The organism is Paracoccus sp. Ld10 (genome assembly GCF_045064235.1).
Lineage (GTDB): Bacteria > Pseudomonadota > Alphaproteobacteria > Rhodobacterales > Rhodobacteraceae > Paracoccus.
The window spans coordinates 89,663-115,219 of the sequence record NZ_JBISHD010000006.1; the positions used below are offsets into that span (position 1 = coordinate 89,663).

Genomic DNA, 25,557 nt, shown 5'->3' on the forward strand with positions numbered 1-25,557 from the left:
GACAGGGCGCATGAACCAGGAATCGCTGCTCCACGAGATGAACGACCGGTCCCGCGAAGTGTTTCGCCGGGTCGTCGAAACCTATCTGGAAACCGGAGAGCCTGTCGGCTCCCGGACGTTGACCCGCGCGTTGTCGGAAAAGGTCAGCGCCGCGACCATCCGCAACGTGATGCAGGACCTGGAATTCATGGGCCTGCTGGACAGCCCGCATGCCTCGGCGGGGCGGCTGCCGTCACAGGTGGGATTGCGCCTGTTCGTCGACGGCATGATGGAGATCGACGCCGTCAATTCGACCGATCGCGCGGCAATCGACCAGACGCTTGGCAATGACGACCCTGAAACCGGGGTGCTGCTGGACCGGGTCAGCACCGCGCTGTCGTCGATCACGCGCGGTGCGTCGCTGGTCCTAATGCCCAAGCACGAGGCCCCGATCCGCCATATCGAGTTCGTCAGCCTTGGGCCGGACCGGGCGCTGGTGGTGCTGGTCTTTGCCGACGGCCATGTGGAAAACCGCATCTTTACCCCGCCGCCGGGCCAGACCCCGTCATCGATGCGCGAGGCGGGGAATTTCCTGAACGCCATGGCCGAGGGCAAGACCCTGGCCGAACTGCGCAGCCATCTGTCCCGCCAGATCAGCGTCCGCAGGCGAGAGCTGGACGTACTGGCGGCCGAGCTGGTCGAATCGGGCATCGCGTTGTGGGGGGCCGAGGCTGCCGATCCGCGCCTGATCGTGCGGGGGCGCGCGAACCTGCTGGACCGCGAGGCCGCCGATCTGGACCGCATCCGGGTGCTGTTCGACGACCTGGAGCGCAAGCGCGACATCGTCGAGTTCCTGGAGCTGACCGAACGTGGAGAGGGCGTGCGCATTTTCATCGGCTCTGAAAACAAGCTTTTTTCACTTTCGGGTTCCGCTCTGGTGGTTTCACCCTATATGAATGCCGACCGGAAAATTGTTGGCGCGGTGGGTGTCATCGGTCCGACCCGGCTGAATTACGGCAGGATCGTGCCGATCGTCGATTATACCGCGCAGCTGGTCGGGCGGGTGCTGTCCGGCCGGAAAGGATGAAGTGAAATGACCGAGCAGAATGAACAGCCCATGGACGAATACATGGACGACCCCCTGGCCGAGCCTGATGACGCCCTGGCCCAGCTGACCGCCGAGCGCGACGAGCTGCGCGACAAGTGGATGCGCGCGCTGGCCGATGCGGAAAACTCGCGCAAGCGGGCCGACAAGGATCGCCGCGACGCCGAGAATTACGGCGGATCGCGCTTGGCACGCGACCTGTTGCCCGTGCACGACGCCCTGACGCGCGCGCTGGACGCCGCGGGCGAGGAACAGCGCACCGCCGCCGCGGCCCTGATCGAGGGGGTCGAACTGACCCTGCGCGAGCTGTCCAACGTGTTCACCAAGCACGGCATCGCGATCATCCGACCCGAAGCCGGCGACAGGTTCGATCCCACCCATCACGAGGCCATGTTCGAGGCCCCGGTCCCCGGCACGGTCAAAGGTCACATCATCCAGGTGATGGACAACGGATTCATGCTGCACGACCGGCTGCTGCGCCCGGCCAAGGTCGGCGTCTCGTCGACGCCCGCCAGCTGATCGGTTGGCAGCCCGGTCCGAGGGTCGGGCTGCCACTTTCCGCTGACTTGCCGAACATTCCCGATGGCGCGACTTTTGGTCACATCCAGTCAGCCAGAGGAGGGGATGATGACCAACACTCAGGGGGTGCATATCCACCCTGCCGTCGATCACGGCATCGCGTCAGCCCGTCCGGGCTTTGCGGGCGGTGTCCTGACATGTCATTGCGCGACGAACCCGGTCAAGGTTCAGGTCAGCGCGCAGACCGCGCACAACCATGTCTGCGGCTGCACCAAATGTTGGAAGCCGGACGATGCGGTGTTCAGCCAGATCGCTGTCGTCCCCCGCGATTCCCTCAAGGTTCTGGAAGGCGGCGACAAGCTGGAGGTTGTGGATGCCGGCGCCGCCATCCAGCGGCACCGCTGTCGCGATTGCGGCGTGCACATGTATGGCCGGATCGAGAACAAGGACCATCCGTTCTATGGGCTGGATTTCGTGCATACCGAACTGTCCGCGGAACAGGGGTGGTCGGCGCCGGAATTTGCGGCATTCGTCAGCTCCGTCATTGAATCCGGGGTAGAGCCTGGCCGCATGGACGGTATCCGCGCGCGCCTGCGTGAGCTGGGGCTGGAGCCCTATGACGCCCTGTCGCCCACGCTGATGGACGCGATCGCGACCAGTGTCGCGCAGCGGTCGGGTGCACTGTCTGCTTGACGGGGGGGCGCATTAGACTGGAAGAACAGCCAGGGGGTCGCGTTGTCGACCCCTGGCCGCTGACTGAAACGCCCGACCGACAAGCCCGCAAGGGAACAGGAGAATAGTCATGAGAACCCGTGCCGCCGTGGCCCTAGAGGCTGGCAAACCGCTGGAAGTGATGGAGGTCAATCTGGAAGGCCCCAAGGCCGGCGAGGTCATGATCGAGATCAAGGCCACAGGCATCTGCCACACCGACGAATTCACCCGTTCGGGCGACGACCCCGAAGGCATCTTTCCTGCCATCCTGGGCCATGAGGGTGCAGGCGTCGTGGTAGAGGTCGGCCCCGGCGTCACCTCGCTCAAGGTCGGCGATCACGTGATCCCGCTCTATACGCCCGAATGCCGCGAATGCGCGTCCTGCCTGTCGGGCAAGACCAACCTGTGCACCAAGATCCGCGCGACCCAGGGCAAGGGCCTGATGCCCGACGGCACCACCCGGTTCAGCATGCTGGATGGCACGCCGATCTATCACTACATGGGCTGTTCGACCTTTGCGAACCACACGGTGCTGCCGGAAATCGCGGTCGCAAAGGTCCGTGACGACGCGCCCTTTGACAAGATCTGCTATATCGGTTGCGGCGTGACGACCGGCATCGGCGCGGTGATCAACACCGCCAAGGTGGAAATCGGCGCCAAGGCCGTCGTTTTCGGTCTGGGCGGGATCGGCCTGAACGTCGTGCAGGGCCTGCGGCTGGCGGGCGCGGACATGATCATCGGCGTCGACCTGAACAACGACCGCAAGGAAATGGCCGAGCGTTTCGGCATGACCCATTTCGTCAACCCCAAGGAAATCGACGGCGGCATCGTCCAGCACATCGTCGAGATGACCAAGACGCCCTTCGACCAGATCGGCGGCGCGGATTACAGCTTTGATGCCACGGGCAGCACCAAGGTGATGCGCGATGCACTGGAATGCACCCACCGGGGCTGGGGCGTGTCGGTGATCATCGGTGTGGCCGCCGCGGGCGCGGAAATCAGCACCCGCCCGTTCCAGCTGGTCACCGGCCGCGTCTGGAAGGGCACGGCCTTTGGCGGCGCGCGCGGGCGGACCGACGTGCCCAAGATCGTCGACTGGTACATGGACGGCAAGATCGAGATCGACCCGATGATCACCCACACGATGCCTCTGGACGACATCAACAAGGGCTTTGATCTGATGCATCACGGTGAATCGATCCGCTCGGTCGTCCTTTACTGATCCTTCATGGCTGCTTAGGTAAAAGAACGGCGGGGCTCCGGTCCCGCCGTCGCCATGAGAAAGAACAAGGAGCAGGCCGATGCGTCACCAGTGGCTGGACGATGACGACGACGAACCGCAAGAAGACGACCGCCGCCACAAGGAAGAGGGCGGGCTGGGCCTGCCCGAAGGCGACAGGATCGGCAAGCTTTACTTCAAATCGCGCACGGTGATCGTGGCGGGCGCCATCAACGACAAGCTGGCGCAGCGCACCGTGGCCCACCTGCTGGCCCTGGCCGAGGAAAGCGACAAGCCGATCAACATGCTGATCTCGTCCCCCGGCGGGCACGTGGAATCGGGCGACATGATCCATGACGTGATCAAGTTCATCCGCCCCACGGTGCGCACCATCGGGTCGGGCTGGGTCGCCAGTGCCGGCGCGCTGATCTTTGTCGCGGCGAAAAAGGAAAACCGCTACTGCCTGCCCAACACGCGCTTTCTGATCCACCAGCCCTCGGGCGGGATCGGCGGCACGTCGTCGGACATGATGATCCAGGCGGAACAGGTGCGCCTGATGCGCGACCGCCTGAACCATATCTTTGCCGAAGCGACGGGCCAGACGGTCGAGCGGATCGAAAAGGATACGCAGCGCGACTTTTGGCTGAACACGCAGGAGGCGCTGGATTACGGCCTGCTGGGCCAGGTGATCCGAAGCGCGGACGACCTGAAATGACGGCAGAGGGCGGATTGACCATCCGCCCGGCCACCCCCGACGATCACGATGCGATATGGGGTATCCTGAAACCCGTCTATCGCGCCGGAGAGACCTACTGCATCCCCCGCGACATCACCTGCCCCGAGGCGATCGCCGATTGGTTCGCGCCCCCCTTTACGGGATTTGTGGCGGTTCTGGATGGCCGCGTTCTGGGCACCAGCCATATCGGCGCAAACCGCCCGGCCGGCGGATCGCATGTCGCCAATGCCTCCTTTGCGACCCATCCCGGCGCACGCGGCAGGGGCGTTGCCCGCGGGTTGGTCGATCACGCGAAATCCTGGGCTGCCGCGCATGGGTTTGGTGCAATGCAGTTCAACTTTGTGGTGTCGACCAATGCCGATGCCGTCCATTTGTGGCAGAAGGCCGGTTTTTCCATTGTAGGCCGCCTGCCAGACGCGTTTCGTCATCCACAGCTTGGACCGGTCGATGCGCTGGTGATGTTCCACACCCTGAAGGGAGAGCCTGATGAGTCTTGAGACCCTGTCCGAAACCCGCAGCTTTGGCGGCACCCAAGGCGTCTATCGCCACGCGTCGCAGGCGACCGGCACCGACATGACCTTTGCGGTCTACCTGCCGGAAATGGCGCTGCACGGGCGCGTGCCGGTGCTGTGGTACCTGTCCGGCCTGACCTGCAACCACGAGAACGCGATGACCAAGGCCGCCGCCCAGCAATGGTGCGACGAGGCCGGCATCGCCATCATCTTTCCCGACACCTCGCCCCGCGGAGAGGGCGTGTCCAATGACGAGGCCTATGACCTGGGCCAGGGTGCGGGCTTTTACGTCAACGCCACCCAGGACCCATGGAAACCGCATTTCCGGATGTGGGATTACATCGTCCACGAACTGCCCGAACTGGTGTCCGACAATTTCGCCATCGACCGCGATGCGATGGGGATCACCGGCCATTCGATGGGCGGTCACGGTGCATTGACGATCGCGATGACCCATCCCGACCGCTATAAATCGGTATCGGCGTTTTCGCCCATCGCGAACCCGACGGAATCCGACTGGGGCCGTAAACAGTTCACGGCCTATCTGGGCGAGGATCGGGCCACGTGGCGCGCCCATGACGCGACGCTGCTGATGACCGAAAAGGGCTATCCCGGAGAGATGCTGATCGATCAGGGCGCAAACGACCAGTTCCTGGATCTGCTGCGGCCCGAGGCGTTGGCCCATGCCATGATGGCGCGCCGCCAACCGGGCCAGTTCCGCATGCATCCCGGCTACGACCACAGCTACTTTTTCGTCCAAAGCTTTATGGCCGACCACGTCTTCTGGCACGCCGAACGGCTGGTCTGAACCGATTGCCGAACATTCCCGGCCCGCCTGCCGTTTTCCCATAAGACTTTAGGGGCAAAGGGCAGGGGCCGTGATTGACGCAAGGGGGTGCCCGACCAACTACTTGGATATGGAGTGCCGCGGGGGGAGGAAATCCGCGGCGCTTATCCAAGGGAGCGGAGGAGCACTCGATGAAACATCTGTTGAACAGCGCGGCTGTCGCGCTGCTGATGACCGGCGCATCGGCTTACGCGAATGAAAGTGTCCTGACCGAGTCGGCCGAGGCCGGGCAGTGGGCCATCCAGACCGGGAACTATGCCAACCAGCGGTATTCGGAACTGGACCAGATCACCCGCGAGAACGTGGGTGACATGCGCGTCGCCTGGACGTTTTCGACGGGTGTGCTGCGTGGACACGAGGGCGGCCCTCTGGTCGTGGACAACGTCATGTATGTGCACACCCCGTTTCCCAACAACATCTTTGCCCTGGACCTGAACGACAACGGCAAGATCCTGTGGCGACATACGCCCCAGCAGAACCCCGAGGTCATCGCGGTCATGTGCTGCGACACGGTCTATCGCGGACCGGCCTATGCCGACGGCATGATCATCAGCCATCAGGCGGACACCACGCTGCTGGCGCTGGATGCCAAGACCGGCGAGGTGAAGTGGTCGGTCAAGACCGGCGACCCCGCCATCGGAGAGACGAACACCGCCACCGTGATGCCCGTGGGCGACAAGGTGATCGTGGGCGTGTCGGGCGGCGAATACGGCGTGCGCGGCCGGATCACGGCGTATAACCTTGCCGACGGTACCGAGGCATGGAAGGCCTACTCCACCGGTCCGGATGAAGACATGCTGGTCGATCCCGAAACCACGATGCATCTGGGCAAACCCATCGGCACCGACAGCTCGCTGAACAGCTGGGAGGGCGATCAGTGGAAGATCGGCGGCGGTTCGACCTGGGGTTGGTATTCCTATGACCCGGATCTGAACCTGATCTATTACGGCACCGGAAACCCGTCGACCTGGAACCCGTCGCAGCGTCCGGGCGACAACCGCTGGTCGATGACCATCATGGCCCGCGACGCCGATACCGGCATGGCCAAGTGGTTCTATCAAAAGACGCCCCATGACGAATGGGACTATGACGGCGTGAACGAGAACATTCTGGTCGACCAGGAGATCGACGGCCAGATGCGCAAGCTGCTGGTGAACTTTGACCGGAACGGTTTCGGCTATACGCTGGACCGCGAGACGGGCGAACTGCTGGTCGCGGAAAAGTTCGACCCGGCCGTGAACTGGGCCACCGAAGTCGACATGAACGCCGATTCGGAAACCTATGGCCGGCCGATGGTCGTGTCCGATTTCTCGACCGCCCAGAACGGCGAGGATACGAACACCACCGGCGTCTGTCCCGCGGCCCTTGGCAGCAAGGACCAGCAGCCTGCGTCCTTCTCTCCCAAGACGGGGCTGTTCTATGTGCCCACGAACCACGTCTGCATGGACTATGAGCCGTTCCGCGTCGCCTATACCGCCGGCCAGCCCTATGTCGGCGCGACCCTGTCGATGTATCCGGCCCCCGACAGCCACGGCGGTATGGGCAACTTCATCGCCTGGGACGCCGTCGCGGGCGAGATCAAGTGGTCGCTGCCGGAGCAGTTCTCTGTCTGGTCGGGCGCGTTGGCGACCGCGGGGGACATCGTCTTTTATGGCACGCTGGAAGGGTATCTGAAGGCCGTCGACGCCGAGACCGGAGAAGAGCTGTACAGCTTCAAGACCCCGTCGGGCATCATCGGCAACACGATGACCTATGAGCACGACGGCAAGCAGTATGTCGCAGTCCTGTCGGGTGTCGGCGGATGGGCCGGGATCGGCCTGGCCGCGGGCCTGACCAACCCCAATGACGGTCTGGGTGCCGTGGGCGGCTATGCCGCGCTCAGCGACTATACCGAACTGGGTGGTCAGCTGACCGTGTTCGAACTGCCGGACTGATCGCGCCACTGCGGGGCGTCTCATACTTTCGTTCCGCATATGCAGGCGTGACCTATGACGACGCCGCCCCAGCATTAGACTGGGGCGGAACCGTCTAAGGAGACAGACGACTTTGGGAGGACTTCCGACATGAAAGCCATCACCAGCCTCACGGCGCTGGTCCTGGGGGCATCCTTGGCCGGCATGGCCTGGGCGCAGACCGAAACAACGCCCCCGCAGGATGCGGGCGCCCATGTCCTGCCCAACGGTCAGGACACGACCCCCGTCGAGGAACTGGACGGCCGCTGGCGCAACGCCGACGACATCCCGACCTTCAAGGTCGAGGACGGCGTCGTCGATTTCGCGACCTTCAACGGCTTTCGCCGGTATCATGCGGAATGCCACGTCTGCCACGGCCCCGACGGCGAAGGGTCGACCTATGCCCCCGCGCTGAAGGAATCGGTGCTGCGCATGGATTACTATGACTTCATGCAGGTGGTGGCCTCGGGGCGGCAGGGGACGAACTCGGTCATGCCCGCGTTTGGCACCAACAAGAACGTCTGGTGCTATATCGACGACATCTATGTCTATCTGCTGGCGCATGGCACCGACACGATTGGCCGTGGCCGCCCGGCAGAACGGGCCGATAAGTCGGAGGACTATACCGCGCAGGAAGATTCCTGCATGTCCAGTTGACCGTCCTGCGACCCATTGCCGGTCTGGTGCTGGCGGCCGGGGTGCTGTCCGCCCCGGCTGTGGCCCAGGTGGCCGACCTGCGGTCCACCACCCAGTTCCGCGTCTGCGCGGACCCCGCCAATGCCCCGATGTCCAACCGCGACGGCAGCGGGTTTGAAAACACGCTGGCCGATTTCTTTGGCCAGCAGTTGGGCTTGCCGGTGACCTATTTCTGGTTTCCCTCTGGCATGGGGTTCGTTCAGCGCACCCTGCGGGAGGGGAATTGCGACGTGGTGATCGGCTATGCCCAGGGGGACGAGCTGGTCCAGAACACCAACCATTATTATACGTCGGTCTATGGCATCGTGACCCGCAGGGACGGGCCGCTGGCGCAGGTGGACCGGCTGACCGACCCGGCGCTGAAGGATCATGGCATTGGCGTCGTGGCGGGCACGCCGCCCGCCACGCATCTGGCCCGCGCGGGGCTGGCGCCCAACATGCGCGGTGCGGATCTGTTCGTCGACCGCCGGGTCGAGGACCCGATGGGCGATCTGCTGGAGGATGTCCGAAGTGGTGCGACCGGAGCCGCCGTGTTGTGGGGTCCGCTGGCCGGGCCGCGCGTCAAGGACGACCCTGATCTGCAATTCGTGCCCCTGCTGCATGACACGGACCCGCCGCGATTATTCTTTCGCATCACCATGGGCGTGCGCCCCGACGAACAGGAATGGAAACGCGACCTGAACAGCATGATCCGCCGCAACCAGGACGGCATCAACCGGATCCTGCACGAGGCGGGCGTCCCGCTGGTCGACGATTATGGCAAGGCGGTTCTGCCGTGATCCGGCTGCTGGTGCTGGCCCTGCTGCTGGCACCCGCGGCGTGGGCCGAAACTGTTCCTGAACCCGATACCTATCGTGGAGAGCCCTATCGTTCCGCGGTTCCCGCCACGCTGGCGGGCGCGCAGGTCGTGAACGTGGATCAGGCCATCGCCCTGCAGGGCCGGGCGGCGTTTCTGGACGTGCTGCCGCGGCCACGGGCGCGTCCCGCGGGCCTGCCCGAAGGGACAATCTGGAATGAACCCGCGCACCGCTCTATTCCCGGCGCGGAGTGGCTGTGGGACACGGGCTACCAGGCCCTGTCCCCGGCCGAAGAGGCGCGCCTGCGCGGCGGGCTGACCCGGGCCAAGGCGGGCGATCCCGACCGTCCCGTGGTGATCTTTTGCCGCGCCGATTGCTGGATGAGCTGGAACGCCGCGCGGCGGGCGGTCGAATGGGGGTTCGACCCGGTGATCTGGTTTCCCGGCGGCACGGATGCCTGGGAACAGGCGGGTCAGCCTTTGGTCACCATCGACCCTGTCGCCCCGTGAACCTGCCAAAGGCACGCGGGCCTGACGGCATGTCGATGATGCGCGTCACCGTCAGCGTCGCCGCGTCCAGCACCACAAGGGTGTCGGAATCCCAGTTCGCGACCGCCACGCCGCTGCCGTCGGGCAGGGTGGCGATGCCCTCGGGGTAATCGCCCACCGTCACAGTTGCGACGGGGGCCAGCGTTGCGGCGTCGAACACGGTGACGGTCCCGTCGTACTGATCGGTCACGAACCCCCGCCCGGCGGCAAAGGCCACGGCATAGGGGTGGCCGCCGGTTGCAACCCGGCCCGTCAGCCGCCCCGCGACCGGGTCGATGACCGACACCACGTCCCCCATCACATCCGCCGAGAACAGCCGCCCGTCATGGAACGTCACGCCAAAGGGATGCGCCCCCGCCGTCGCCACGCGATGCAGCAGGGCGCCGGTCGCGGCGTCGAATATGCTGACCTGATCCGCATCGCGATCGGCGGTCGCGACCAGGCCCATGCCGTCGATCGCCACGCCCGCGGGCGCGTCGCCGGTGGGCGCGGTCCAGACGGGCCTCAGATCAGCGTCCAGCCGCGTCAGCCGTGCGCCGTACCAGTCGGTGACGAACACGGCGCCACCGCCCGCCGCCAAACCGAACGCCCCCGCGTCCATGTCGCGATGGGCCAGCGCCTGGGCGTCTTCGTCCAGCACGTGCAGGCGACCCGTATCGGCGGCGATGACATAAACCAGCCCGGCCTGCGGGTCATAGGCGACGGGCGCCGGGGCATCGGGGATGTCGGCCTGTGCCACGATGGTGCCGGTTTCCAGATCGACCACAACCAGCGCGTCGCCGTTCTGCGCGGTCACGAACGCAAGATCCCCGGCCAGCACCGGGGACCCCGCCATCAGCATCATCAGAAAAGGGCGCAGCACCTAGTCGACGCGACCAAAGCGTTCGGCCAGCGCGTCCATACCGGCCTGATAGACGCCGTCGACAGCGGCCATGGCCGCGTCGTCGTTCAGGTCGGCCGGGGGTTCGTTGTTCGGGAAACCACGATAGAAACCGCCCTTCCACAGGACCTTGGCCTTGCCGTCCTTGTCGGTGACCTGCAGCGTCGAGGAATAGTTGGTCACCGGCAGGACGGCGGTGTCCACCGCGGTGATCATGTACTTGTACATCATCTTGTCGTCGTCGATGGCCATCAGCTGTTCGGTGATCGTGGGCGCGCCGTCGGCGTCCAGCGTCAGCACGCGGGTCGATTCGTCTGGAAGGTCGGCGGCCGCGCCCTCGGGCGTCATTGCGGTCGATGCGATCATCGGGTGCCAGCCCATGTCGTCGAACCGGCCGATCACCTCCCACACCTCGTCAGGGGTGGCGTCCAGCGTCACGGTCTTTTCGGTCTTCAGCCGCGACGGGCCATGCGCGCCCGCCATTCCGGTCAGGGCCAGCACCGCACCAAGCGCGCCGGCCAGAACTGTCGTCGTCCTCATTCCTTTCGTTCCTCCCGAAAGATCACATTTCTCAGCAGATAGCTGTAGCCGCGCCGGAACGCGTCGTCGGTGTTGCCGCGGATCTCGACCGATCCAGCGCGCAGGGTCTCTCCGGTTTCGGCATCGCGCAGGGTCAGGTTGATCGACTGGATCAGGTTGGACACCTTCTGAACCTCTCCGGCGATGGCGTAATCCGATCCCATGTCGCGGGCGATCCGGGCATCGGCACCGTTCGACCGGACCGGGTTCAGGATGTTTTCGACCGCCGCGTCCGGGGGCGCGGTCAGGGCGAAACCGCGTTCGGTCAGGTCCCGGGCGATGAAATCCTCGACCATGTCGATGCGGGCGGTCTCGTCCGCGCGGATGCCGTTGATGGCGCCTTCGGTCGAGGTGTCGATGTAATGCAGGCCGAACCACGTCGCGGTCCCCGACGGCGGTGCCGGTTGGCCAAGCGCCGCCACGGGGGCCAGAAACAGGGTCGATATCACGCCGAAACGGGTCATCCCCCGACCATGCGCCGGGGTCGGGCAGGCGTCCATTAAGACAAAAGGTGCAATCGCATCCGACTTTGGGTTGAGAGAAAAGTTCCCGGACGAAACGGGAACAATAACCGGCTTGCCGCAATCCGGATCACCCCGCACCCTGCCCGCAGGGAGAGACGAAATGTTCAAGGGAATCATGGGACTTTTGGCTGGTGTCGTGGCACTGGCCCCACCGGTCGCGGCCCAGACCCCCGACCCGGTGCAGATCCGCGCCGCCGTGATGCGGGTCGACCGTCCGGGTCTGCCGCCGATCTCTCGGCTGGACCTGATGCCCGCCGATCTGGGCTTTGCCGGCGCCCGTCTGGCGATCGAGGACAACGACACCACCGGTCGTTTCATGGGCCAGGACTTTGAGGCCGAGGAGATCGCCGCCACCCCCGAGACCGCACCGGCCCAGATGGCCCTTATGCTGGACGAAGGCATTCAATTCATCGTCCTGCTGGCCGATGACGCGACGACCCTGTCGCTGGCCGATCAGGCAGGCGACAGGGCCATGGTTTTGAACGCGATGGCGCGGGGCGACAACCTGCGCGGGGTCGATTGCCGGTTCAACACCATCCACGTCGCGCCAAGCCGCGCCATGTTGACCGACGCTATGACGCAATTTCTGATGTGGAAAAACTGGCCCCGCTGGTTCCTGATCCACGGCAGTCACCCCGAGGATCAGGCCCTGGCACAGGCCTGGCGCACCAGCGCCGCCAAATTCGGCGCCCGGATCGTCGAGGAACGCGAATACGCCGATACCGGCGGCGCGCGCCGCACCGACAGCGGCCACGTGCAGGTGCAGGCGCAGATGCCCGTCTTTACCCAACGTGCCGCCGACCATGACGTGGTCATCACGGCAGACGAGGCCGACGTTTTCGCCGCCTATCTGCCCTATCTGACCTGGGATGCGCGCCCGGTCGCGGGGTCTGCCGGGCTGGTCCCGCGCAGCTGGCACCCCGCGATGGAGGCCTGGGGCGGCACCCAGTTCCAGAACCGCTTTGAAAAGCTGGCCAACCGCCCGATCCGCGAGGAGGACTATCAGGCCTGGCTGTCGCTGCGTATCATCGGAGAGGCCGCCACCCGCACCAATTCCGGCGATCCCGCAGTGCTCAGAGAGTTCATCCTGTCCCCCGATTTCGATGTGGCGGGGTTCAAGGGCCAGGCCCTGACGGTACGCGACTGGGACCATCAGGTGCGCCAGCCGATCCTGTTGACGACCGGCGTGCTGACCACGTCGGTCAGTCCGCAGGACCAGTATCTGCATCAGACCAGCCAGCTGGACACGCTGGGCGTCGACCGCCCCGAAACCCAATGCCAATTCTGAGAGGCCGCATGCGACATCTTTCGATTGCCACCACCGGGCTTGCGCTGATGCTGGTCGCCGGACCCGCGTCGGCGAACCGTGTCTTTGTCACCAACGAACGCAGCAACGACGTCACCGTGCTAGACGGAGAGACGTTCGAGGTCATCGGCACCTATCCCGTGGGCAACCGCCCCCGCGGCATCACCATCAGCCCCGACGGGACGGAACTGTATGTCTGTGCGTCCGACGACAACCTGGTGCGCGTCTTTGACCCCGAAACGATGGACGAGATGCACACCCTGCCGTCCGGCCCCGACCCGGAGCTGTTCGTGCTGCACCCATCCGGCAACCCGCTGTTCATCGCCAACGAGGACGACAACATCGTCACCGTGGTCGACACCAAGACCCATCAGGTTCTGGCCGAGGTGCCCGTCGGTGTCGAGCCCGAGGGTATGGGCGTCAGCCCCGACGGTCGCGTGGTGATCAACACGTCGGAAACGACGAACATGGCGCATTTCATCGACACCGAGACGTTCGAGATCACCGCCAACGTGCTGGTCGACAGCCGCCCGCGTTTTGCCCAATACACGGCCGACGGGTCCAAGCTGTACGTGACGTCCGAAATCGGCGGCACGGTCAGCGTGATCGACCCGGCCTCCCAGCAGATCACCAGCAAGATCAGTTTCGACATTCCCGGCGTCCTGCCCGAGGCGATCCAGCCGGTGGGGGCGCGCGTCACCGCGGATGGCACCACGCTGTTCGTGGCGCTGGGGCCCGCGAACCGGGTCGCGGTGATCGACGCCGCCACCGACGAGGTGACCGACTATCTGTTGGTCGGCCAGCGGGTCTGGCAGCTGGCCTTCAGCCCGGACGAGAAATACCTCTACACCACCAACGGCAATTCCAACGACGTGTCGATCATCGACGTGGCCGCCAATCAGGTCGTCCGCTCTGTCCCCGTGGGGCAGCAGCCATGGGGCGTCGTCGTCGCCCCGGACTGATCCCGCATCCGCATGTCCCCAAGGAGGAGAGTTCCCATGACCACGTTGACGACACTGATGTCCGGCGCCGCGCTGGCCCTGATCCTGGCGGTGCCCGCCGTGGCACAGGACAGCCCCACCCCCGCTGACCAGGGCCCCGGCGGCGACGCTGTGGTGGGCGAGCATGCCGAACCGGGCACCCAATCGGGCGTGGCTGTCGAGCCGGACGACGATGATGATGACGATGACGACAATGGGGAGGAGGCCGAGGGGACGCATGACGCGACCGGCATGTTCGATTACGGCTTTTCCGGCCTGCTGGCCCGCCAGAACCGCAGCGATCTGGCGCCGCTGACGCTGGCATCCGGACAGCCCGTCGCCAGCGCGGAGTACACGATCAAGTCCGGCGGCTATTATCGCATCACCATCGTGGCCGATGGCAGCCAGGAGCTGGCTCTGTCGGGCGGCGATTTCTTTCGCGCGATATGGATCAACGAGATTGTCATCGGCGACACCGAGATCCGGCCGATGGGTGTGCACAGCATCGAATTCGACGCCGAGGGCACGGCGGTTCTCAGCTTTGTCGCGGTGCTGCCCGGTCGCTATACCCTGTCGGTTCCGGGGTCGTCGGGCGACAGCATGCAAGCCGTCTTTAACATCCAGTAGGGCCCGTTGACCGCCGCGTTGCAGATCGACCATGTCAGCCACAGCTTTGGTGCCGTGCAGGCGCTGGACGACGTGTCATTGACGGTGCCGCGTGGCGGGTTCACCGCCCTGTTGGGCGTGAACGGCGCGGGCAAGACCACGCTGTTTTCGCTGATCACGCGTCTTTACAACAACCGGTCGGGCACGATCCGGGTGGCGGGGCACGATCTGCGGCGCGAACCGTCGCAGGCGCTGGCCCGGCTGGGCGTGGTGTTTCAAAGCCGCGCGATGGACGCCGACCTGACGATCCGCCAGAACCTGATCTATCACGCCAGCCTGCATGGCATTCCGGGCCGGCTGGCGCGTCCGCGCATCGACCGCGTGCTGGGTCAGGTCGATCTGGCCGATAAGGCCGATGCCCGCGTCACCGCCCTGTCCGGCGGCCAGGCCCGTCGGGCAGAGATCGCGCGCGCCCTGATCCACAGCCCCGACCTGCTGCTGCTGGACGAGGCGACGGTGGGTCTGGACGTGAAATCGCGGGCCGAGGTGCTGGCCCTGACCCGCCGCCTGATCGCCCGCGATGGCGTATCGGCCCTGTGGGCCACCCATATCCTGGACGAGATCGACCCCGCCGACGATCTGGTCATCCTGCATCGCGGTCGGGTGCTGCGCCACGGACGCGCCGCTGACATCGCAGGGTCGCAGGGGCTGACGCGCGCGTTTCTGGACCTGACCGGGGTGGCGCCATGACCGCGCCGACCGACCGCCCCCGCGGCTGGCTGACCGCCTTTCTGGGCATCGCGCGGCGCGAGACGCTGCGTTTCGTCAACCAGCGTGGGCGGTTTCTGGCGGCGCTGGTGCGTCCACTGGTCTGGCTGTTCATCTTTGCCGCCGGGTTCCGCGCCGTGTTGGGTCTGTCGATCACGCCGCCTTATCAGACCTATGTGCTGTACGAGGTCTATGTGACCCCGGGTCTGGTCGCGATGATCCAGCTTTTCAACGGCATGCAATCGTCACTGTCGATGGTCTATGACCGCGAAACCGGGGCCATGCGCACGCTGTTGGTCAGCCCGTTCCCGCGCTGGTACCTGCTGGGGTCCAAGCTGATCGCAGGGGTGATCGTGTCGATCATCCAGGTCTTTACCTTTCTGGCGATCGCATGGTGGTGGGGCATCCGCCCGCCGGCCTCAGGCTATGTCACGGTGATTCCGGCGCTGATCCTGTCGGGGCTGATGCTGGGGGCGATGGGTCTGTTTCTGTCCAGCGCGATCCGCCAGCTGGAGAATTTCGCGGGCGTCATGAATTTCGTGATCTTCCCGATGTTCTTTGCGTCCTCCGCGCTGTACCCGCTGTGGCGGATGCGCGAGAGCAGCCCGCTGCTGCACGACATCTGCGCCTTCAATCCCTTTACCCACGCGGTCGAGCTGATCCGGTTCGCGCTGTACATGCAGGTGAACTGGACCGCGCTGGCGGTGGTTCTGGGATGTTTGGCGGGGTTCTTTGGCGCGGCGGTCTTCATGTATGATCCGCAAAAGGGCCTGTGGGCCCGGCGAAAAGGAGGCCCCGCATGATCCGCATTACTCTGGCCCTGGCGCTGCTGGCCGGTCCCGCATTCGGCGCATCGGGGACCGATCCCGACTGGCCCTGCATTCAGCGCAAGCAGCCGCACCTGTCGATGGGCCAGGTCTGGACCGGTCCCATCCCCGATGACCAGACGCTGGCCCTGGCCCGCGACCCGGACATCGCCCGCTTGGCCGAGCGCCTGGAACAGCGCCGCCTGCCGGTCCAAGACGCCGTGGCCGAGATCGCCGAATTCGGCGCCCAGGCCCCCGACACGCATCTGGTGGCGCTGATGCAGGCGATCTTTGATCGCATCGACAGCGACCGCAGCGCGTTGATCGCGGGCATCGCGCGCTATGGCCAGTCGCAGCTGGACCTGTCCGGACGCATCGAGGACCGCCGCGCCCGCATGGCCGCGATGGAGGCCGCCGACAGCCCCGATTTCGATGCCATCGACGCCGAGGAAAAGGCCCTGGACTGGGATCAGCGTATCTTTACCGAACGCCAGCAGGCGCTGACCTATGTCTGCGAGACGCCGGTGATCCTGGAACAGCGGGTCTTTGCGCTGGGCCGCGCCATCGCGGGCCAGCTGGACTAGGGCGCGCTGCCGCCCGACAGGCGCAGGATGTCGTCATGGCTGCGGTCCAGCCGCCCCGCCAGCCCGTCCCGCACCGCCTCATCCAGGATGGTCCGGAACAGGGCGGCATCGGGGCCGTAATCGCCCGCCTTGCGCCGCCATTTGCGCAGCAGCACCGGGACCAGCGGCCAGAACCACGGCCCCGCCGCGACCCGATACGCCATCAGCGCATTGCGATACATGTAGAACACCTTCCACATCGGGCGCAGCACGACCCCGCCCTGCGCCTGCACGGCGGTGGTGTCGTGTTCGAACCGGACCTGCGGCGAAAAGCCGATGCGCAGCCCCGCGCGGCGCATGCGCAGCGTGTACAACTGGTCGTCGCCATAGATGAACAGCCGCGGGTCGGGTAGCCCGGCCTGTCGCAGGGCCGCGCGGGACAGGAACAGCCCGACAAAGCTGCTCATGTCCACGGCCACGACCGGTGCGTCGGCGTGATAATCGTCATCGCCCAGATGGAACCCCGCGCGGCCGCGCCCCAGGGGCATCCGCGCCAAGGTCCGCAGGAACGCGCCCGGATGCCAGAAAGGGTTGCGATAGGGGCGGTTCATCTCGCAGATGCAGCCGTCGGGATGATGCACCGCCGCGCCGATCGCGTCCCACCCCGACAGATCCATCGCCCGGAACGCGTCGATGGCGCCCGTCGCAGGGCGGCCGTCGTCGTCCATGACCACGGTCCAGTCAGCATCCGCCTCGTCCCGCGCCAGTTGTATGCCGACCGAAAACCCGCCCGCCCCGCCCTGGTTCGTGGCGTTGCGATGCACCCGCAGGCGCGGGTCGTCCAGCGTGGCAAGCCAGGCCGCCGTCCCGTCGGTCGAGGCATTGTCGACGACGATCACGTGGTCCACAGGCTGATCCAGCAGACGCGCGACCGTGACGGTCAGCTTGTCCAGGCGGTCATGCGTCACAACCACGGCGGCGATCGAGGGTCGGGTATGGGCCATGGCTACCGATCATGTCATCTGCCGGCAGGCTGCGGCCGGGTCGGATCGCGCGATACCACAAAGCGACTTTGCGCAGCAACCACCGCCATCCCGGTGCTTTCCATGCCGGACGGGGCTGACAAGACGCACCGATGCCCCTAGACATCGTGCAGGACAACCATCCGAGGCACGTATGCAGATCGAGACAACCCCTCTGCCCGGAGTGCTGCTGCTGACGCCGGCGCGTCACGGCGATGCGCGCGGCTTCTTCTCCGAAAGCTGGAACCGCAGGACGCTGGCCGATGCCGGGGTCGTGCTGCCGGAATTCGTGCAGGACAACCATTCGATGTCTGCACAGACCGGCACGGTCCGGGGCCTGCACTATCAGTCGCCCCCTTTTGCGCAGGGCAAGCTGGTGCGCTGCGGGCGGGGCCGGCTGTTCGACGTGGCGGTGGACGTGCGTGTGGGCAGCCCGACCTATGGCCAGTGGTTCGGGGCCGAGCTGAGCTTTGAGAACGGTCGCCAGCTGTGGATACCGGCGGGGTTCCTGCACGGCTTTGTCACGCGCGAACCTGATACAGAGATCGTGTACAAGTGCACGGCCCATTACGACCGCGCATCGGACGGGGCGGTCGCGTGGGACAGCGTCGGCATCGACTGGGACGTGACCGACCCGCTGTTGTCGGACAAGGACCGCGATGCGCAACGGCTGGCCGACCTGAAATCGCCCTTTGTCTTTGAGGAGCAGGCATGAATATCCTGATCACCGGCGGTGCCGGCTTCATCGGCTCTGCCGTCGTCCGTCTGGCCATTGCGCGCGGCCATCACGTCGTGAACCTGGACGCGCTGACCTATGCCGCGAACCTGGAAAACGTGGCCGATGCCGCGCAGTCCGACCGCTATGCGTTCGAGCAGGCCGACATCCGCGACCGCGCCACGCTGGACCGCATTCTGGCGCAGCACCGCCCCGACGCGATCATGCACCTGGCCGCGGAAAGCCACGTGGACCGGTCCATCGACGGCCCCGCGGCCTTTGTCGAGACAAACGTGATCGGCACGTTCAACATGCTGGAGGCCGCCCGCGCCTATTGGATCGCCCAGGGCAAACCCGACAGCTTCCGCTTTCACCACATCTCGACCGACGAGGTGTTCGGATCGCTGGGCGAGACGGGGCAGTTCACGGAAACCACCCCCTATGACCCCCGCAGCCCCTATTCGGCCAGCAAGGCGGGGTCCGATCATCTGGTGCGTGCCTGGGCCGAGACCTATGGCCTGCCGGTCGTGCTGACGAACTGTTCCAACAATTACGGCCCCTATCATTTCCCCGAGAAACTGGTGCCGGTGGTGATCCTCAAGGCGCTGTCGGGCCAGCCGATCCCGGTCTATGGCGACGGCGGCAACGTCCGCGACTGGCTGTACGTCGAAGATCACGCCGACGCGCTGCTGCTGGTCCTGGAAAAGGGCCGCGTGAACCGCAGCTATAACATCGGCGGAGAGAACGAGGCCACGAACATCGATCTGGTCCGCACGATCTGCGCCCACATGGACGACCTGCACCCCGCAGGCGCGCCGCATGCCGACCTGATCACCTTTGTGACCGACCGTCCGGGCCACGACCGCCGCTATGCGATCGACCCGACCCGCATCCGTGACGAACTGGGCTGGCGCCCGTCCATGACGGTCGAGGAGGGGCTGCGCCGCACCGTCGAATGGTACCTTGCCAATCGCGACTGGTGGCAGCCGCTGCTGGACCGCGACGGTGTGGGCAAACGACTGGGGGCCGCGTGATGCAGGGATTGCTGGTCTTTGGCCGCACGGGCCAGGTCGCGCAGGAGTTGGCTGCCTTGGCCCCAAAGGCGATCTGTCTGGGCCGTGACCGGGCCGACCTGACCGACCCCGCTGCCTGCGCTGCAGCCATCCGCGAGGCACGTCCCCGCGCGGTCATCAACGCGGCTGCCTATACCGCCGTGGACCGGGCCGAGACGGACGCCGACACCGCGCGTCTTGTCAATGCCGATGCGCCGGCGGCGATGGCGCGGGCCTGCGCGGATCTGGGCATCCCGTTCCTGCACATCTCGACCGACTACGTCTTTGACGGATCGGGCGATCAGTCGCGGGCCGAGGATGCACCGACCGCGCCCCTGGGCGTCTATGGCGCGACCAAGCTGGCCGGAGAGCAGGGCGTGGCTGCCGCGGGCGGACGGTGGGCCGTCATGCGCACGTCATGGGTGTTTTCCGCCCATGGCGCGAACTTCGTCAAGACGATGCTGCGCCTTGGCGCGGATCGCGACCGGCTGACGGTGGTGGCCGACCAGATCGGCGGACCGACCCCCGCCGCCGACATCGCCGCCGCGGCGCTGCGGATGATCCGCGTGATGCGCGACCGGCCCGACACCACGGGCGGGATCTATCACTTTGCGGGCGCTCCTGATGCGTCCTGGGCCGATTTCGCGCGCGAGATCATGGCGCAGGCGGGCCTTGTCGTGCAGGTCGCCGACATTCCGTCATCCGACTATCCGACGCCTGCTGCACGGCCGCTGAATTCGCGGCTGGATTGCGGGCGCATCGCGCGTGATTTCGGCATTGCGCGCCCCGACTGGCGGGCCGGTCTGGCGCGCGTTCTGGACCAATTGAAGGACAAGGCATGACACAGCGCAAGGGCATCATTCTGGCCGGTGGATCGGGCACCCGGCTGTACCCGATCACCATGGGCGTGTCCAAGCAGCTGCTGCCGCTGTACGACAAGCCGATGATCTTTTATCCGATCAGCGTGCTGATGCTGGCCGGCATCCGCGAAATCGCGATCATCACCACCCCCGAGGATCAGGATCAGTTCCGCCGCCTGCTGGACGACGGCAGCCAGTGGGGGATCAGCTTCACCTATATCATCCAGCCCAGCCCCGACGGCCTGGCGCAGGCCTATATCCTGGCCGAGGATTTCTTGGCGGGCAGCCCGTCCGCGATGGTGCTGGGCGACAACATCTTTTTCGGGCACGGCCTGCCGGAACTCTTGGCATCGGCGGATGCGCGCGACAGTGGCGGCACGGTCTTTGGTTATCGCGTGTCGGACCCGGAACGCTATGGCGTGGTCGATTTCGACGACCAGATGCGCGCCCGCGCCATCGTTGAAAAGCCATCCGTGCCGCCGTCGGACTATGCCGTGACGGGGCTCTATTTCCTGGATGGTACTGCGCCCGAACGGGCCCGCGCCGTCAAGCCGTCCGACCGCGGAGAGCTGGAGATCACGACCCTGCTGGAAAGCTATCTGCATGACGGGGCGCTGACCGTCGAACGCATGGGCCGGGGTTTTGCGTGGCTGGATACAGGGACCCATGCCAGTCTGCTGGATGCCGGAAATTTCGTGCGTACGCTGGAAAACCGCCAAGGCCTGCAGACCGGCTGCCCTGAGGAAATCGCCTTCGAGGCCGGCTGGATCTCGCCTGAACAGCTGCGGGCCCGTGCGGCAAAGTTTGCCAAGAACGATTACGGAGCATATCTGCTGCGGCTGATCAGCTGACCCTTGTTCCAGACAGACGGATTGACCACACCCATGTCCGACCTTGCATCGCAAACGCCCGTGGACCCTGCGCTGCTGGCCCACCTCGCCGCCAGTATTGCCGAGGCCCGCGCGATCTACGAGCTGCTGTTTCCCACGCAGCAGCTGTTCTATGTCCTGTCTCAGGGCGACAACCCGATCTGGGCTAAACCCGAGGTGATCGAGGGCCCCCACAATCCGCGGCCCCAGGATCTGGGCGCGGACTATCTGGGCACGCTGACCCGCCCCGGCACCTATGAGGGCGCGCCGCAGGTTACCATCTATCTGGCCATCCCCCGCCAACCCCTGCCAGGAGAGATCAAGCAGACCGATGCGCCGTGGCGGCCCATGCGCGGCCTGGACGCGCTGTTCCGGGCCAGCCCGCTGTGGTACGAACAGGTCCGGTATGGGGCAGAAATGGCGCGCAAGCGGCGGGCGGACCGACGTTCGGACCAGACCGCCATGCCTTTGGGCGATGGTTCCGCATTGGTTTCCGCGCCCGTGGCGCCCGACAGCGACAAGCGTCCCGCAATTCTGATCGGCATGCACTGGCTGGAGATGGGCGGCGCGGAAAAGCTGGGTTTTGACACAATACGCTGGGCGCTGGCGGCAGGGCTGCGGGTGTTCGTAGCCGCATCGGTCCCATCGATTCAACGGCTGGCGGACAGGCTGCCCGACCACCCGGACGTGACCTTCATCCGGCTGGACCGCTATCTGCCGCATCACATGTGGCCACGCTATGTCCAGCGGCTGGCAATGGCGGAAAACATCCGCGCGGTGCACATCCACCATTGCACGCCGCTCTATGAAAGCCTGACCATGCTGCGCATGCACCTGCCGTGGGTGCAGACGATCGACAGCACGCATATCGTCGAATATGCCAATGGTGGCTACCCGCGGATCTCCGGGGTCTGGTCCAACTATCTGGACATGCAGCACGTCATCAGCGGAGAGTTGGTGCGCTATTTCCGCGACAGGTTCCACGCCCCTGCGGGCAAGGTGGTCCTGGGCCGCATGCTGGACCGCAAGGACGCGGATGCGCTGCCGCCGCTGCGCCTGCAGGCGGGACAGAAGACGCTGCATGTCTGCTTCGTCGGGCGGCTGTTCTATCAGAAACGTCCCGTGGTCGTGGTCGAGGCATTGCGCGCGCTGGATGCCTGGGCCACGCGGAACGGCGTCACCATGACTGCGACGATGGTCGGCGAAGGGCCCTTTGACGGCGCGCTGGCGCGCCTGCTGCGCAAGCACGGGCTGTCGTCCAAGGTCACCCTGCTGCCGGGCAATACCGACATCCCGGCGCTGCTCGAACGGTCCGACATCCTGCTGCTGCCGTCCAACAACGAGGGTCTGGCGCTGGTCTGCTACGAGGCCGTGGCCCATGGATGCATCCCCATCTCGACCCGCGTGGGGTCCCAGGACGAGGTGCTGCCCGACGGGTTGCTGGTGCCGCTGGCGCCGCGTGCGGCGGTGGCTGGCACCGTGGCCGCAGTCGATGCGATGTGGCGCGATGCGGGCACGCTGGCGAGGCACAAGGAGGCCCTGCAGGCCGCCTGGACCCGCCTGACCGCCGATCCCACCGCCGAGGAGGTTCTGATGCCCGTCTATCGTCGCCTGGCGCAGGGGGACAAGGCATGAGCATTCTGAACAAGACGGCGGCGGTCATCGTCACCTTCAACCGGTCGGGCAAGCTGATGGCGGTTCTGGATGCGCTGGCGGCGCAGACGATGCGCCCCGACATCGTGCTGGTCGTGGACAATGCCTCGACCGACGACACCGCGGCACTGGTCCAGGCACGGGCCGAGGCCGACCCGACCATCCGTCACCTGCGCCTGCCGGCCAATATCGGCGGGGCAGGGGGGTTCCATGCCGGGATGAAGGCCGCCTATCAGATGGGCGCCCAGTATTTCTGGGTGTCCGACGACGACGCCTATCCCCGGCCCGACGCCATTCAGGCCCTGCACGGCGCCCTGACCGGGTTTCAGGCCGATAACGGTTGGCGGCCCAGCTTTGCCTGCTCTCGGGTCGAGTGGATCGACGGGTCGCTATGCGAAATGAACTGTCCGCGCACGGTCTGGGACTGGGCGCGCTTTGTGCGGCCGGGCAGCGCCTGGGCGCTGGTGGACAGCGCATCGTTCGTGTCGGTGATGATCCCGCGATGGGCGGTCAGCGAGCACGGCCTGCCGATTGCGGATTATTTCATCTGGTTCGACGACGCCGAATACACCCGCCGCATCGCGCGCAGCTATCCCGGCATCTTTGTGCCCGAAAGCGTCGTCGTCCACGACACCCCGGACAACCGGGGCGTCAATTTCGGCCTGGTCGACGACAAGAGCCTGTGGAAGTTCAAGTACGGCGCCCGCAACGAGACCTCATGGCGCCAGCGCGAAATGGGTCTTATGGGCGTGCTGGCCTATGCCTACGGCGTCCGCGGCCAGATGCGCCGCGGCGACGTGCCACCCTCCCTGCGCCGCCAGATCTATGGCGCGATCATCAAGGGCCTTGGCTTTCGCCCGGCCATTGAACGCGTTTGACTAGATGCACACCAGAGAACACGAAAACATCATGAACAAACGCAGAACCCTGTTCCTTCATATTGGCGTCCACCGGACAGCAACGACGGCCATTCAGGCGACGATGTTCAAGAATTGGACGCGGCTGCGAGACGAGGGCTATCTGTATCCATTAGGAGTAGAGAGACATATAGGCACGTTTAATAATATCTTTTTTGGCAACACTACCGCCAAGGATGTCTCGAAGACTTTGCTAGCTCGAGCGGAGTCGCATCCGGTTCCTATCCACACGCTGATCATGAGCGATGAAGACGTTAGCATGCGTCGGGACATTAGCGCTCTGCGCGATTTCGCGGACGATTTCGACGTTAAGGTGATCTTTGCGATGCGCCGGCAGGACCTGTGGCTGGAAAGCTGGTGGGCACAGAACGTGAAGGGGCAATGGGATCGTCGCTACTGTCATATGTCTTGGCCAGACTTCATGCAGAACAGGGGCGACTTTCATTGGATCGATTACGATCGATATATCCGTCATATCGAGGACGTATTCGGTGAGGGAAGTGTCCAACCCTACGTCTTTGAACGCCAGCAGATGCCGGACGGACCGATTGTAGCCTTTTGCCAGCAGTTTGGCTTTCCTGATGGTGCCAGTCTGGACAGGGCGGGCGGCGAGAACATCAGCCTGACGCCCGAGGTTTCCGAATTCGTACGTCATTTGCCGCTGATCGACGCCCCCATGGATCTGCGCCTACGTCTGATTGCAATGGCTGAGGGCGTGGACCGCAAGATCCGCGCCGAGAATCCGGTGACTCTTATGATTTCGCACGACCAGCGCCTTGAGATTATCCGGGAGTTCGCGCCTGGAAACAGCCGAGTGGCGCATCGGTTCTTCGGACGCAGTGATCTGTTTCTGGAACCGCTGCCGCAGCCGTCGCAGCCTGTGGTGACGCCGGAACTGCCGCGCTATTCTGGTCCATTAGTTAATCGCCTTGTCGCACCTTTTTTTGCAGAAATAATCCGTGGATTCTCGAAAGGCTAAGCGTTAGCTTTTCAAGCGGGCTATCAGGACCTTGCGCGCAACCATCATCGTATTGAAAGCCTCGTCTGGACGACCTAGGCGTGACAAGGCTAGCGATTTTAATTCGCGAAAGTCAGCCTCTGGAAAGCGTTTAATGGCCTTTTCGCAGATTTTCAGTGCAAAATTTGGTTTGTCACGGATCATAGCCTCGCGAACCATCATCCTATGATATCTTAGCGTCTGTTTGCGCAAACGGATTGTACGCAGAAACTCGATGCGATCAAACGTACCTGCTATGCAGTCGCGGGTAACCTGTTTTAGAATGCCGGTAGCTATCAGCATCGGTTGGACCCCATGTCCGCCCGCAGGAATTGGTATAATTGTTATTTTACTGGTAGTTGCCATCAGTCGAGTATGGCGTCTATCTCCACGATCCAGTGGATCTGAAAAGATGTAAACTGATCCGGCTTGTTGTATCCCGTTAGCTGCATGACTATACTTTTGCGTCCAATCGCAAGCCTGACCGTCACGGAATCGACATTCCCAAGGTACGATTTTCGTATCGAGCGTCGCTTGTGGACTAAAGGCAATTACCGTGCAGCCAGGGGCCATTGCAGCAAATGTAGATGCGCCAAATCCACCCATCGACCCACCGGTCATCACCACTTTTGAGAAATGACCGAAGAAGCCATCGTCGCGAAGCTGCTCTAAAGCTGCGATTAACTTTGCGTCTCGGAACCAGAGGGCCCTTTGCGCAATAACACCTAGAAGGGAATGCCCTTCGCCTAAATAGAACTTTTCGCCCCAAGCCTCCCGGGTCAAATAAGGACCTTCGTCAGGTCGGCCTGCATGATCAAAGCTGATGATAAGAGTATCCC

At 64.7% G+C, this 25,557-nt stretch carries 29 protein-coding genes; 24 read left to right on the forward strand and 5 right to left on the reverse strand.

Annotated elements, in window-relative coordinates:
- Window positions 1-10 precede the first annotated feature (10 nt).
- The 11 genes from hrcA to ACJJVR_RS03640 all read left to right on the forward strand — a co-directional run bounded on the left by hrcA (window position 11) and on the right by ACJJVR_RS03640 (window position 9,582).
- Complete coding sequence (gene hrcA, locus ACJJVR_RS03590) at window positions 11-1,066, forward strand: heat-inducible transcriptional repressor HrcA (RefSeq protein WP_405402321.1); 1,056 nt, start codon at window positions 11-13, stop codon at window positions 1,064-1,066.
- Between the two features lie 6 nt (window positions 1,067-1,072).
- Complete coding sequence (locus ACJJVR_RS03595) at window positions 1,073-1,603, forward strand: nucleotide exchange factor GrpE (RefSeq protein WP_405402323.1); 531 nt, start codon at window positions 1,073-1,075, stop codon at window positions 1,601-1,603.
- Between the two features lie 105 nt (window positions 1,604-1,708).
- Complete coding sequence (gene gfa / locus ACJJVR_RS03600; RefSeq protein ID WP_405402324.1) at window positions 1,709-2,296, forward strand: S-(hydroxymethyl)glutathione synthase; 588 nt, start codon at window positions 1,709-1,711, stop codon at window positions 2,294-2,296.
- A 109-nt stretch (window positions 2,297-2,405) separates the two neighbouring features.
- Entirely contained in the window at window positions 2,406-3,536 is a 1,131-nt protein-coding gene (locus tag ACJJVR_RS03605; protein ID WP_042245943.1) for an S-(hydroxymethyl)glutathione dehydrogenase/class III alcohol dehydrogenase, read from the forward strand.
- A gap of 79 nt (window positions 3,537-3,615) precedes the next feature.
- The gene (locus ACJJVR_RS03610) at window positions 3,616-4,248 is read left to right on the forward strand and encodes an ATP-dependent Clp protease proteolytic subunit (protein WP_405402325.1); all 633 of its coding nucleotides are present in this window, start codon (window positions 3,616-3,618) and stop codon (window positions 4,246-4,248) included.
- Window positions 4,249-4,262: 14 nt separating this feature from the next.
- On the forward strand, window positions 4,263-4,766 hold the full coding sequence (locus ACJJVR_RS03615; RefSeq protein WP_405402327.1) for a GNAT family N-acetyltransferase: 504 nt from the start codon (window positions 4,263-4,265) through the stop codon (window positions 4,764-4,766).
- Window positions 4,756-5,589 carry an S-formylglutathione hydrolase gene (gene fghA / locus ACJJVR_RS03620; RefSeq protein WP_405402328.1) on the forward strand — a complete coding sequence of 278 codons (834 nt, stop codon included), beginning with the start codon at window positions 4,756-4,758 and terminating at the stop codon, window positions 5,587-5,589. The genes ACJJVR_RS03615 and fghA overlap by 11 nt, the downstream gene beginning before the upstream one ends.
- Window positions 5,590-5,759: 170 nt before the next feature.
- Window positions 5,760-7,562, forward strand: coding sequence for a methanol/ethanol family PQQ-dependent dehydrogenase (locus ACJJVR_RS03625; RefSeq protein ID WP_405402329.1), 1,803 nt, complete (start codon window positions 5,760-5,762; stop codon window positions 7,560-7,562).
- Between the two features lie 129 nt (window positions 7,563-7,691).
- Window positions 7,692-8,237, forward strand: a complete 546-nt coding sequence (locus ACJJVR_RS03630; protein WP_405402330.1) for a c-type cytochrome, methanol metabolism-related — start codon at window positions 7,692-7,694, stop codon at window positions 8,235-8,237.
- Window positions 8,234-9,055 carry a quinoprotein dehydrogenase-associated putative ABC transporter substrate-binding protein gene (locus ACJJVR_RS03635; RefSeq protein WP_405402331.1) on the forward strand — a complete coding sequence of 274 codons (822 nt, stop codon included), beginning with the start codon at window positions 8,234-8,236 and terminating at the stop codon, window positions 9,053-9,055. The genes ACJJVR_RS03630 and ACJJVR_RS03635 overlap by 4 nt, the downstream gene beginning before the upstream one ends.
- Window positions 9,052-9,582 carry a rhodanese-like domain-containing protein gene (locus ACJJVR_RS03640; protein WP_405402332.1) on the forward strand — a complete coding sequence of 177 codons (531 nt, stop codon included), beginning with the start codon at window positions 9,052-9,054 and terminating at the stop codon, window positions 9,580-9,582. Before ACJJVR_RS03635 ends, ACJJVR_RS03640 begins: the two co-directional genes overlap by 4 nt.
- Here the strand turns inward: ACJJVR_RS03640 and ACJJVR_RS03645 are convergent.
- From ACJJVR_RS03645 to ACJJVR_RS03655, 3 genes are read right to left on the reverse strand one after another with little or no spacing between them, the layout of a single operon-like run.
- Window positions 9,557-10,483: a PQQ-binding-like beta-propeller repeat protein gene (locus ACJJVR_RS03645; protein WP_405402334.1), complete on the reverse strand. Its 927-nt coding sequence runs from the start codon at window positions 10,481-10,483 to the stop codon at window positions 9,557-9,559. The genes ACJJVR_RS03640 and ACJJVR_RS03645 overlap by 26 nt on opposite strands.
- On the reverse strand, window positions 10,484-11,041 hold the full coding sequence (locus tag ACJJVR_RS03650) for an SRPBCC family protein (RefSeq protein WP_405402335.1): 558 nt from the start codon (window positions 11,039-11,041) through the stop codon (window positions 10,484-10,486).
- A complete protein-coding gene (locus ACJJVR_RS03655) occupies window positions 11,038-11,544 on the reverse strand; it encodes a DUF3280 domain-containing protein (RefSeq protein ID WP_405402337.1) in 507 nt (168 codons plus the stop codon). Before ACJJVR_RS03655 ends, ACJJVR_RS03650 begins: the two co-directional genes overlap by 4 nt.
- 160 nt (window positions 11,545-11,704) lie before the next feature.
- Between ACJJVR_RS03655 and ACJJVR_RS03660 the strand changes: the two genes are divergently transcribed.
- From ACJJVR_RS03660 to ACJJVR_RS03685, 6 genes are all read left to right on the forward strand, one after another.
- On the forward strand, window positions 11,705-12,892 hold the full coding sequence (locus ACJJVR_RS03660) for an ABC transporter substrate-binding protein (protein ID WP_405402338.1): 1,188 nt from the start codon (window positions 11,705-11,707) through the stop codon (window positions 12,890-12,892).
- A gap of 8 nt (window positions 12,893-12,900) precedes the next feature.
- Window positions 12,901-13,872 (forward strand): YVTN family beta-propeller repeat protein, encoded by a 972-nt coding sequence (locus tag ACJJVR_RS03665; RefSeq protein ID WP_405402340.1) that lies wholly within the window; start codon window positions 12,901-12,903, stop codon window positions 13,870-13,872.
- Between the two features lie 189 nt (window positions 13,873-14,061).
- A complete protein-coding gene (locus ACJJVR_RS03670) occupies window positions 14,062-14,517 on the forward strand; it encodes a hypothetical protein (RefSeq protein ID WP_405402529.1) in 456 nt (151 codons plus the stop codon).
- Between the two features lie 6 nt (window positions 14,518-14,523).
- On the forward strand, window positions 14,524-15,246 hold the full coding sequence (locus tag ACJJVR_RS03675) for an ABC transporter ATP-binding protein (protein ID WP_405402342.1): 723 nt from the start codon (window positions 14,524-14,526) through the stop codon (window positions 15,244-15,246).
- Window positions 15,243-16,067 carry an ABC transporter permease gene (locus tag ACJJVR_RS03680; RefSeq protein ID WP_405402343.1) on the forward strand — a complete coding sequence of 275 codons (825 nt, stop codon included), beginning with the start codon at window positions 15,243-15,245 and terminating at the stop codon, window positions 16,065-16,067. Before ACJJVR_RS03675 ends, ACJJVR_RS03680 begins: the two co-directional genes overlap by 4 nt.
- Window positions 16,064-16,654, forward strand: a complete 591-nt coding sequence (locus ACJJVR_RS03685; RefSeq protein WP_405402344.1) for a hypothetical protein — start codon at window positions 16,064-16,066, stop codon at window positions 16,652-16,654. Before ACJJVR_RS03680 ends, ACJJVR_RS03685 begins: the two co-directional genes overlap by 4 nt.
- Here ACJJVR_RS03685 and ACJJVR_RS03690 read toward each other — a convergent pair.
- Window positions 16,651-17,637 carry a glycosyltransferase gene (locus ACJJVR_RS03690; RefSeq protein ID WP_405402345.1) on the reverse strand — a complete coding sequence of 329 codons (987 nt, stop codon included), beginning with the start codon at window positions 17,635-17,637 and terminating at the stop codon, window positions 16,651-16,653. The two genes, ACJJVR_RS03685 and ACJJVR_RS03690, sit on opposite strands and share 4 nt — an antisense overlap.
- Before the next feature lie 172 nt (window positions 17,638-17,809).
- Here ACJJVR_RS03690 and rfbC point away from each other — a divergent pair, with 172 nt between their 5' ends.
- From rfbC to ACJJVR_RS03725, 7 genes are read left to right on the forward strand one after another with little or no spacing between them, the layout of a single operon-like run.
- Complete coding sequence (gene rfbC, locus ACJJVR_RS03695; protein WP_405402347.1) at window positions 17,810-18,370, forward strand: dTDP-4-dehydrorhamnose 3,5-epimerase; 561 nt, start codon at window positions 17,810-17,812, stop codon at window positions 18,368-18,370.
- The gene (gene rfbB, locus ACJJVR_RS03700; RefSeq protein ID WP_405402348.1) at window positions 18,367-19,404 is read left to right on the forward strand and encodes a dTDP-glucose 4,6-dehydratase; all 1,038 of its coding nucleotides are present in this window, start codon (window positions 18,367-18,369) and stop codon (window positions 19,402-19,404) included. The genes rfbC and rfbB overlap by 4 nt, the downstream gene beginning before the upstream one ends.
- Entirely contained in the window at window positions 19,404-20,264 is an 861-nt protein-coding gene (rfbD, locus tag ACJJVR_RS03705) for a dTDP-4-dehydrorhamnose reductase (RefSeq protein WP_405402350.1), read from the forward strand. Before rfbB ends, rfbD begins: the two co-directional genes overlap by 1 nt.
- Complete coding sequence (gene rfbA / locus ACJJVR_RS03710; protein WP_405402351.1) at window positions 20,261-21,133, forward strand: glucose-1-phosphate thymidylyltransferase RfbA; 873 nt, start codon at window positions 20,261-20,263, stop codon at window positions 21,131-21,133. The genes rfbD and rfbA overlap by 4 nt, the downstream gene beginning before the upstream one ends.
- Before the next feature lie 33 nt (window positions 21,134-21,166).
- Complete coding sequence (locus ACJJVR_RS03715) at window positions 21,167-22,786, forward strand: glycosyltransferase (RefSeq protein WP_405402352.1); 1,620 nt, start codon at window positions 21,167-21,169, stop codon at window positions 22,784-22,786.
- On the forward strand, window positions 22,783-23,682 hold the full coding sequence (locus ACJJVR_RS03720; RefSeq protein WP_405402354.1) for a glycosyltransferase family 2 protein: 900 nt from the start codon (window positions 22,783-22,785) through the stop codon (window positions 23,680-23,682). Before ACJJVR_RS03715 ends, ACJJVR_RS03720 begins: the two co-directional genes overlap by 4 nt.
- 31 nt (window positions 23,683-23,713) lie before the next feature.
- Window positions 23,714-24,700 (forward strand): hypothetical protein, encoded by a 987-nt coding sequence (locus tag ACJJVR_RS03725; RefSeq protein ID WP_405402356.1) that lies wholly within the window; start codon window positions 23,714-23,716, stop codon window positions 24,698-24,700.
- Window positions 24,701-24,703: 3 nt separating this feature from the next.
- Here ACJJVR_RS03725 and ACJJVR_RS03730 read toward each other — a convergent pair whose 3' ends face one another.
- On the reverse strand, window positions 24,704-25,501 hold the full coding sequence (locus tag ACJJVR_RS03730) for a hypothetical protein (RefSeq protein ID WP_405402358.1): 798 nt from the start codon (window positions 25,499-25,501) through the stop codon (window positions 24,704-24,706).
- Window positions 25,502-25,557 lie beyond the last annotated feature (56 nt).

Excerpts from the sequence above, each read along its gene's own strand:
- gfa (WP_405402324.1), top strand. The coding sequence starts at position 1,709 with ATGATGACCAACACTCAGGGGGTGCATATCCACCCTGCCGTCGATCAC.
- hrcA (WP_405402321.1), top strand. The coding sequence starts at position 11 with ATGAACCAGGAATCGCTGCTCCACGAGATGAACGACCGGTCCCGCGAA.
- ACJJVR_RS03650 (WP_405402335.1), bottom strand. The coding sequence starts at position 11,041 with ATGAGGACGACGACAGTTCTGGCCGGCGCGCTTGGTGCGGTGCTGGCC.
- ACJJVR_RS03655 (WP_405402337.1), bottom strand. The coding sequence starts at position 11,544 with ATGACCCGTTTCGGCGTGATATCGACCCTGTTTCTGGCCCCCGTGGCG.
- ACJJVR_RS03665 (WP_405402340.1), top strand. The coding sequence starts at position 12,901 with ATGCGACATCTTTCGATTGCCACCACCGGGCTTGCGCTGATGCTGGTC.
- ACJJVR_RS03605 (WP_042245943.1), top strand. The coding sequence starts at position 2,406 with ATGAGAACCCGTGCCGCCGTGGCCCTAGAGGCTGGCAAACCGCTGGAA.
- rfbD (WP_405402350.1), top strand. The coding sequence starts at position 19,404 with ATGCAGGGATTGCTGGTCTTTGGCCGCACGGGCCAGGTCGCGCAGGAG.
- ACJJVR_RS03595 (WP_405402323.1), top strand. The coding sequence starts at position 1,073 with ATGACCGAGCAGAATGAACAGCCCATGGACGAATACATGGACGACCCC.
- rfbA (WP_405402351.1), top strand. The coding sequence starts at position 20,261 with ATGACACAGCGCAAGGGCATCATTCTGGCCGGTGGATCGGGCACCCGG.
- rfbC (WP_405402347.1), top strand. The coding sequence starts at position 17,810 with ATGCAGATCGAGACAACCCCTCTGCCCGGAGTGCTGCTGCTGACGCCG.
- ACJJVR_RS03690 (WP_405402345.1), bottom strand. The coding sequence starts at position 17,637 with ATGGCCCATACCCGACCCTCGATCGCCGCCGTGGTTGTGACGCATGAC.
- ACJJVR_RS03625 (WP_405402329.1), top strand. The coding sequence starts at position 5,760 with ATGAAACATCTGTTGAACAGCGCGGCTGTCGCGCTGCTGATGACCGGC.
- ACJJVR_RS03660 (WP_405402338.1), top strand. The coding sequence starts at position 11,705 with ATGTTCAAGGGAATCATGGGACTTTTGGCTGGTGTCGTGGCACTGGCC.
- fghA (WP_405402328.1), top strand. The coding sequence starts at position 4,756 with ATGAGTCTTGAGACCCTGTCCGAAACCCGCAGCTTTGGCGGCACCCAA.
- ACJJVR_RS03685 (WP_405402344.1), top strand. The coding sequence starts at position 16,064 with ATGATCCGCATTACTCTGGCCCTGGCGCTGCTGGCCGGTCCCGCATTC.
- ACJJVR_RS03720 (WP_405402354.1), top strand. The coding sequence starts at position 22,783 with ATGAGCATTCTGAACAAGACGGCGGCGGTCATCGTCACCTTCAACCGG.
- ACJJVR_RS03725 (WP_405402356.1), top strand. The coding sequence starts at position 23,714 with ATGAACAAACGCAGAACCCTGTTCCTTCATATTGGCGTCCACCGGACA.
- ACJJVR_RS03715 (WP_405402352.1), top strand. The coding sequence starts at position 21,167 with ATGTCCGACCTTGCATCGCAAACGCCCGTGGACCCTGCGCTGCTGGCC.
- ACJJVR_RS03630 (WP_405402330.1), top strand. The coding sequence starts at position 7,692 with ATGAAAGCCATCACCAGCCTCACGGCGCTGGTCCTGGGGGCATCCTTG.
- ACJJVR_RS03610 (WP_405402325.1), top strand. The coding sequence starts at position 3,616 with ATGCGTCACCAGTGGCTGGACGATGACGACGACGAACCGCAAGAAGAC.
- rfbB (WP_405402348.1), top strand. The coding sequence starts at position 18,367 with ATGAATATCCTGATCACCGGCGGTGCCGGCTTCATCGGCTCTGCCGTC.
- ACJJVR_RS03680 (WP_405402343.1), top strand. The coding sequence starts at position 15,243 with ATGACCGCGCCGACCGACCGCCCCCGCGGCTGGCTGACCGCCTTTCTG.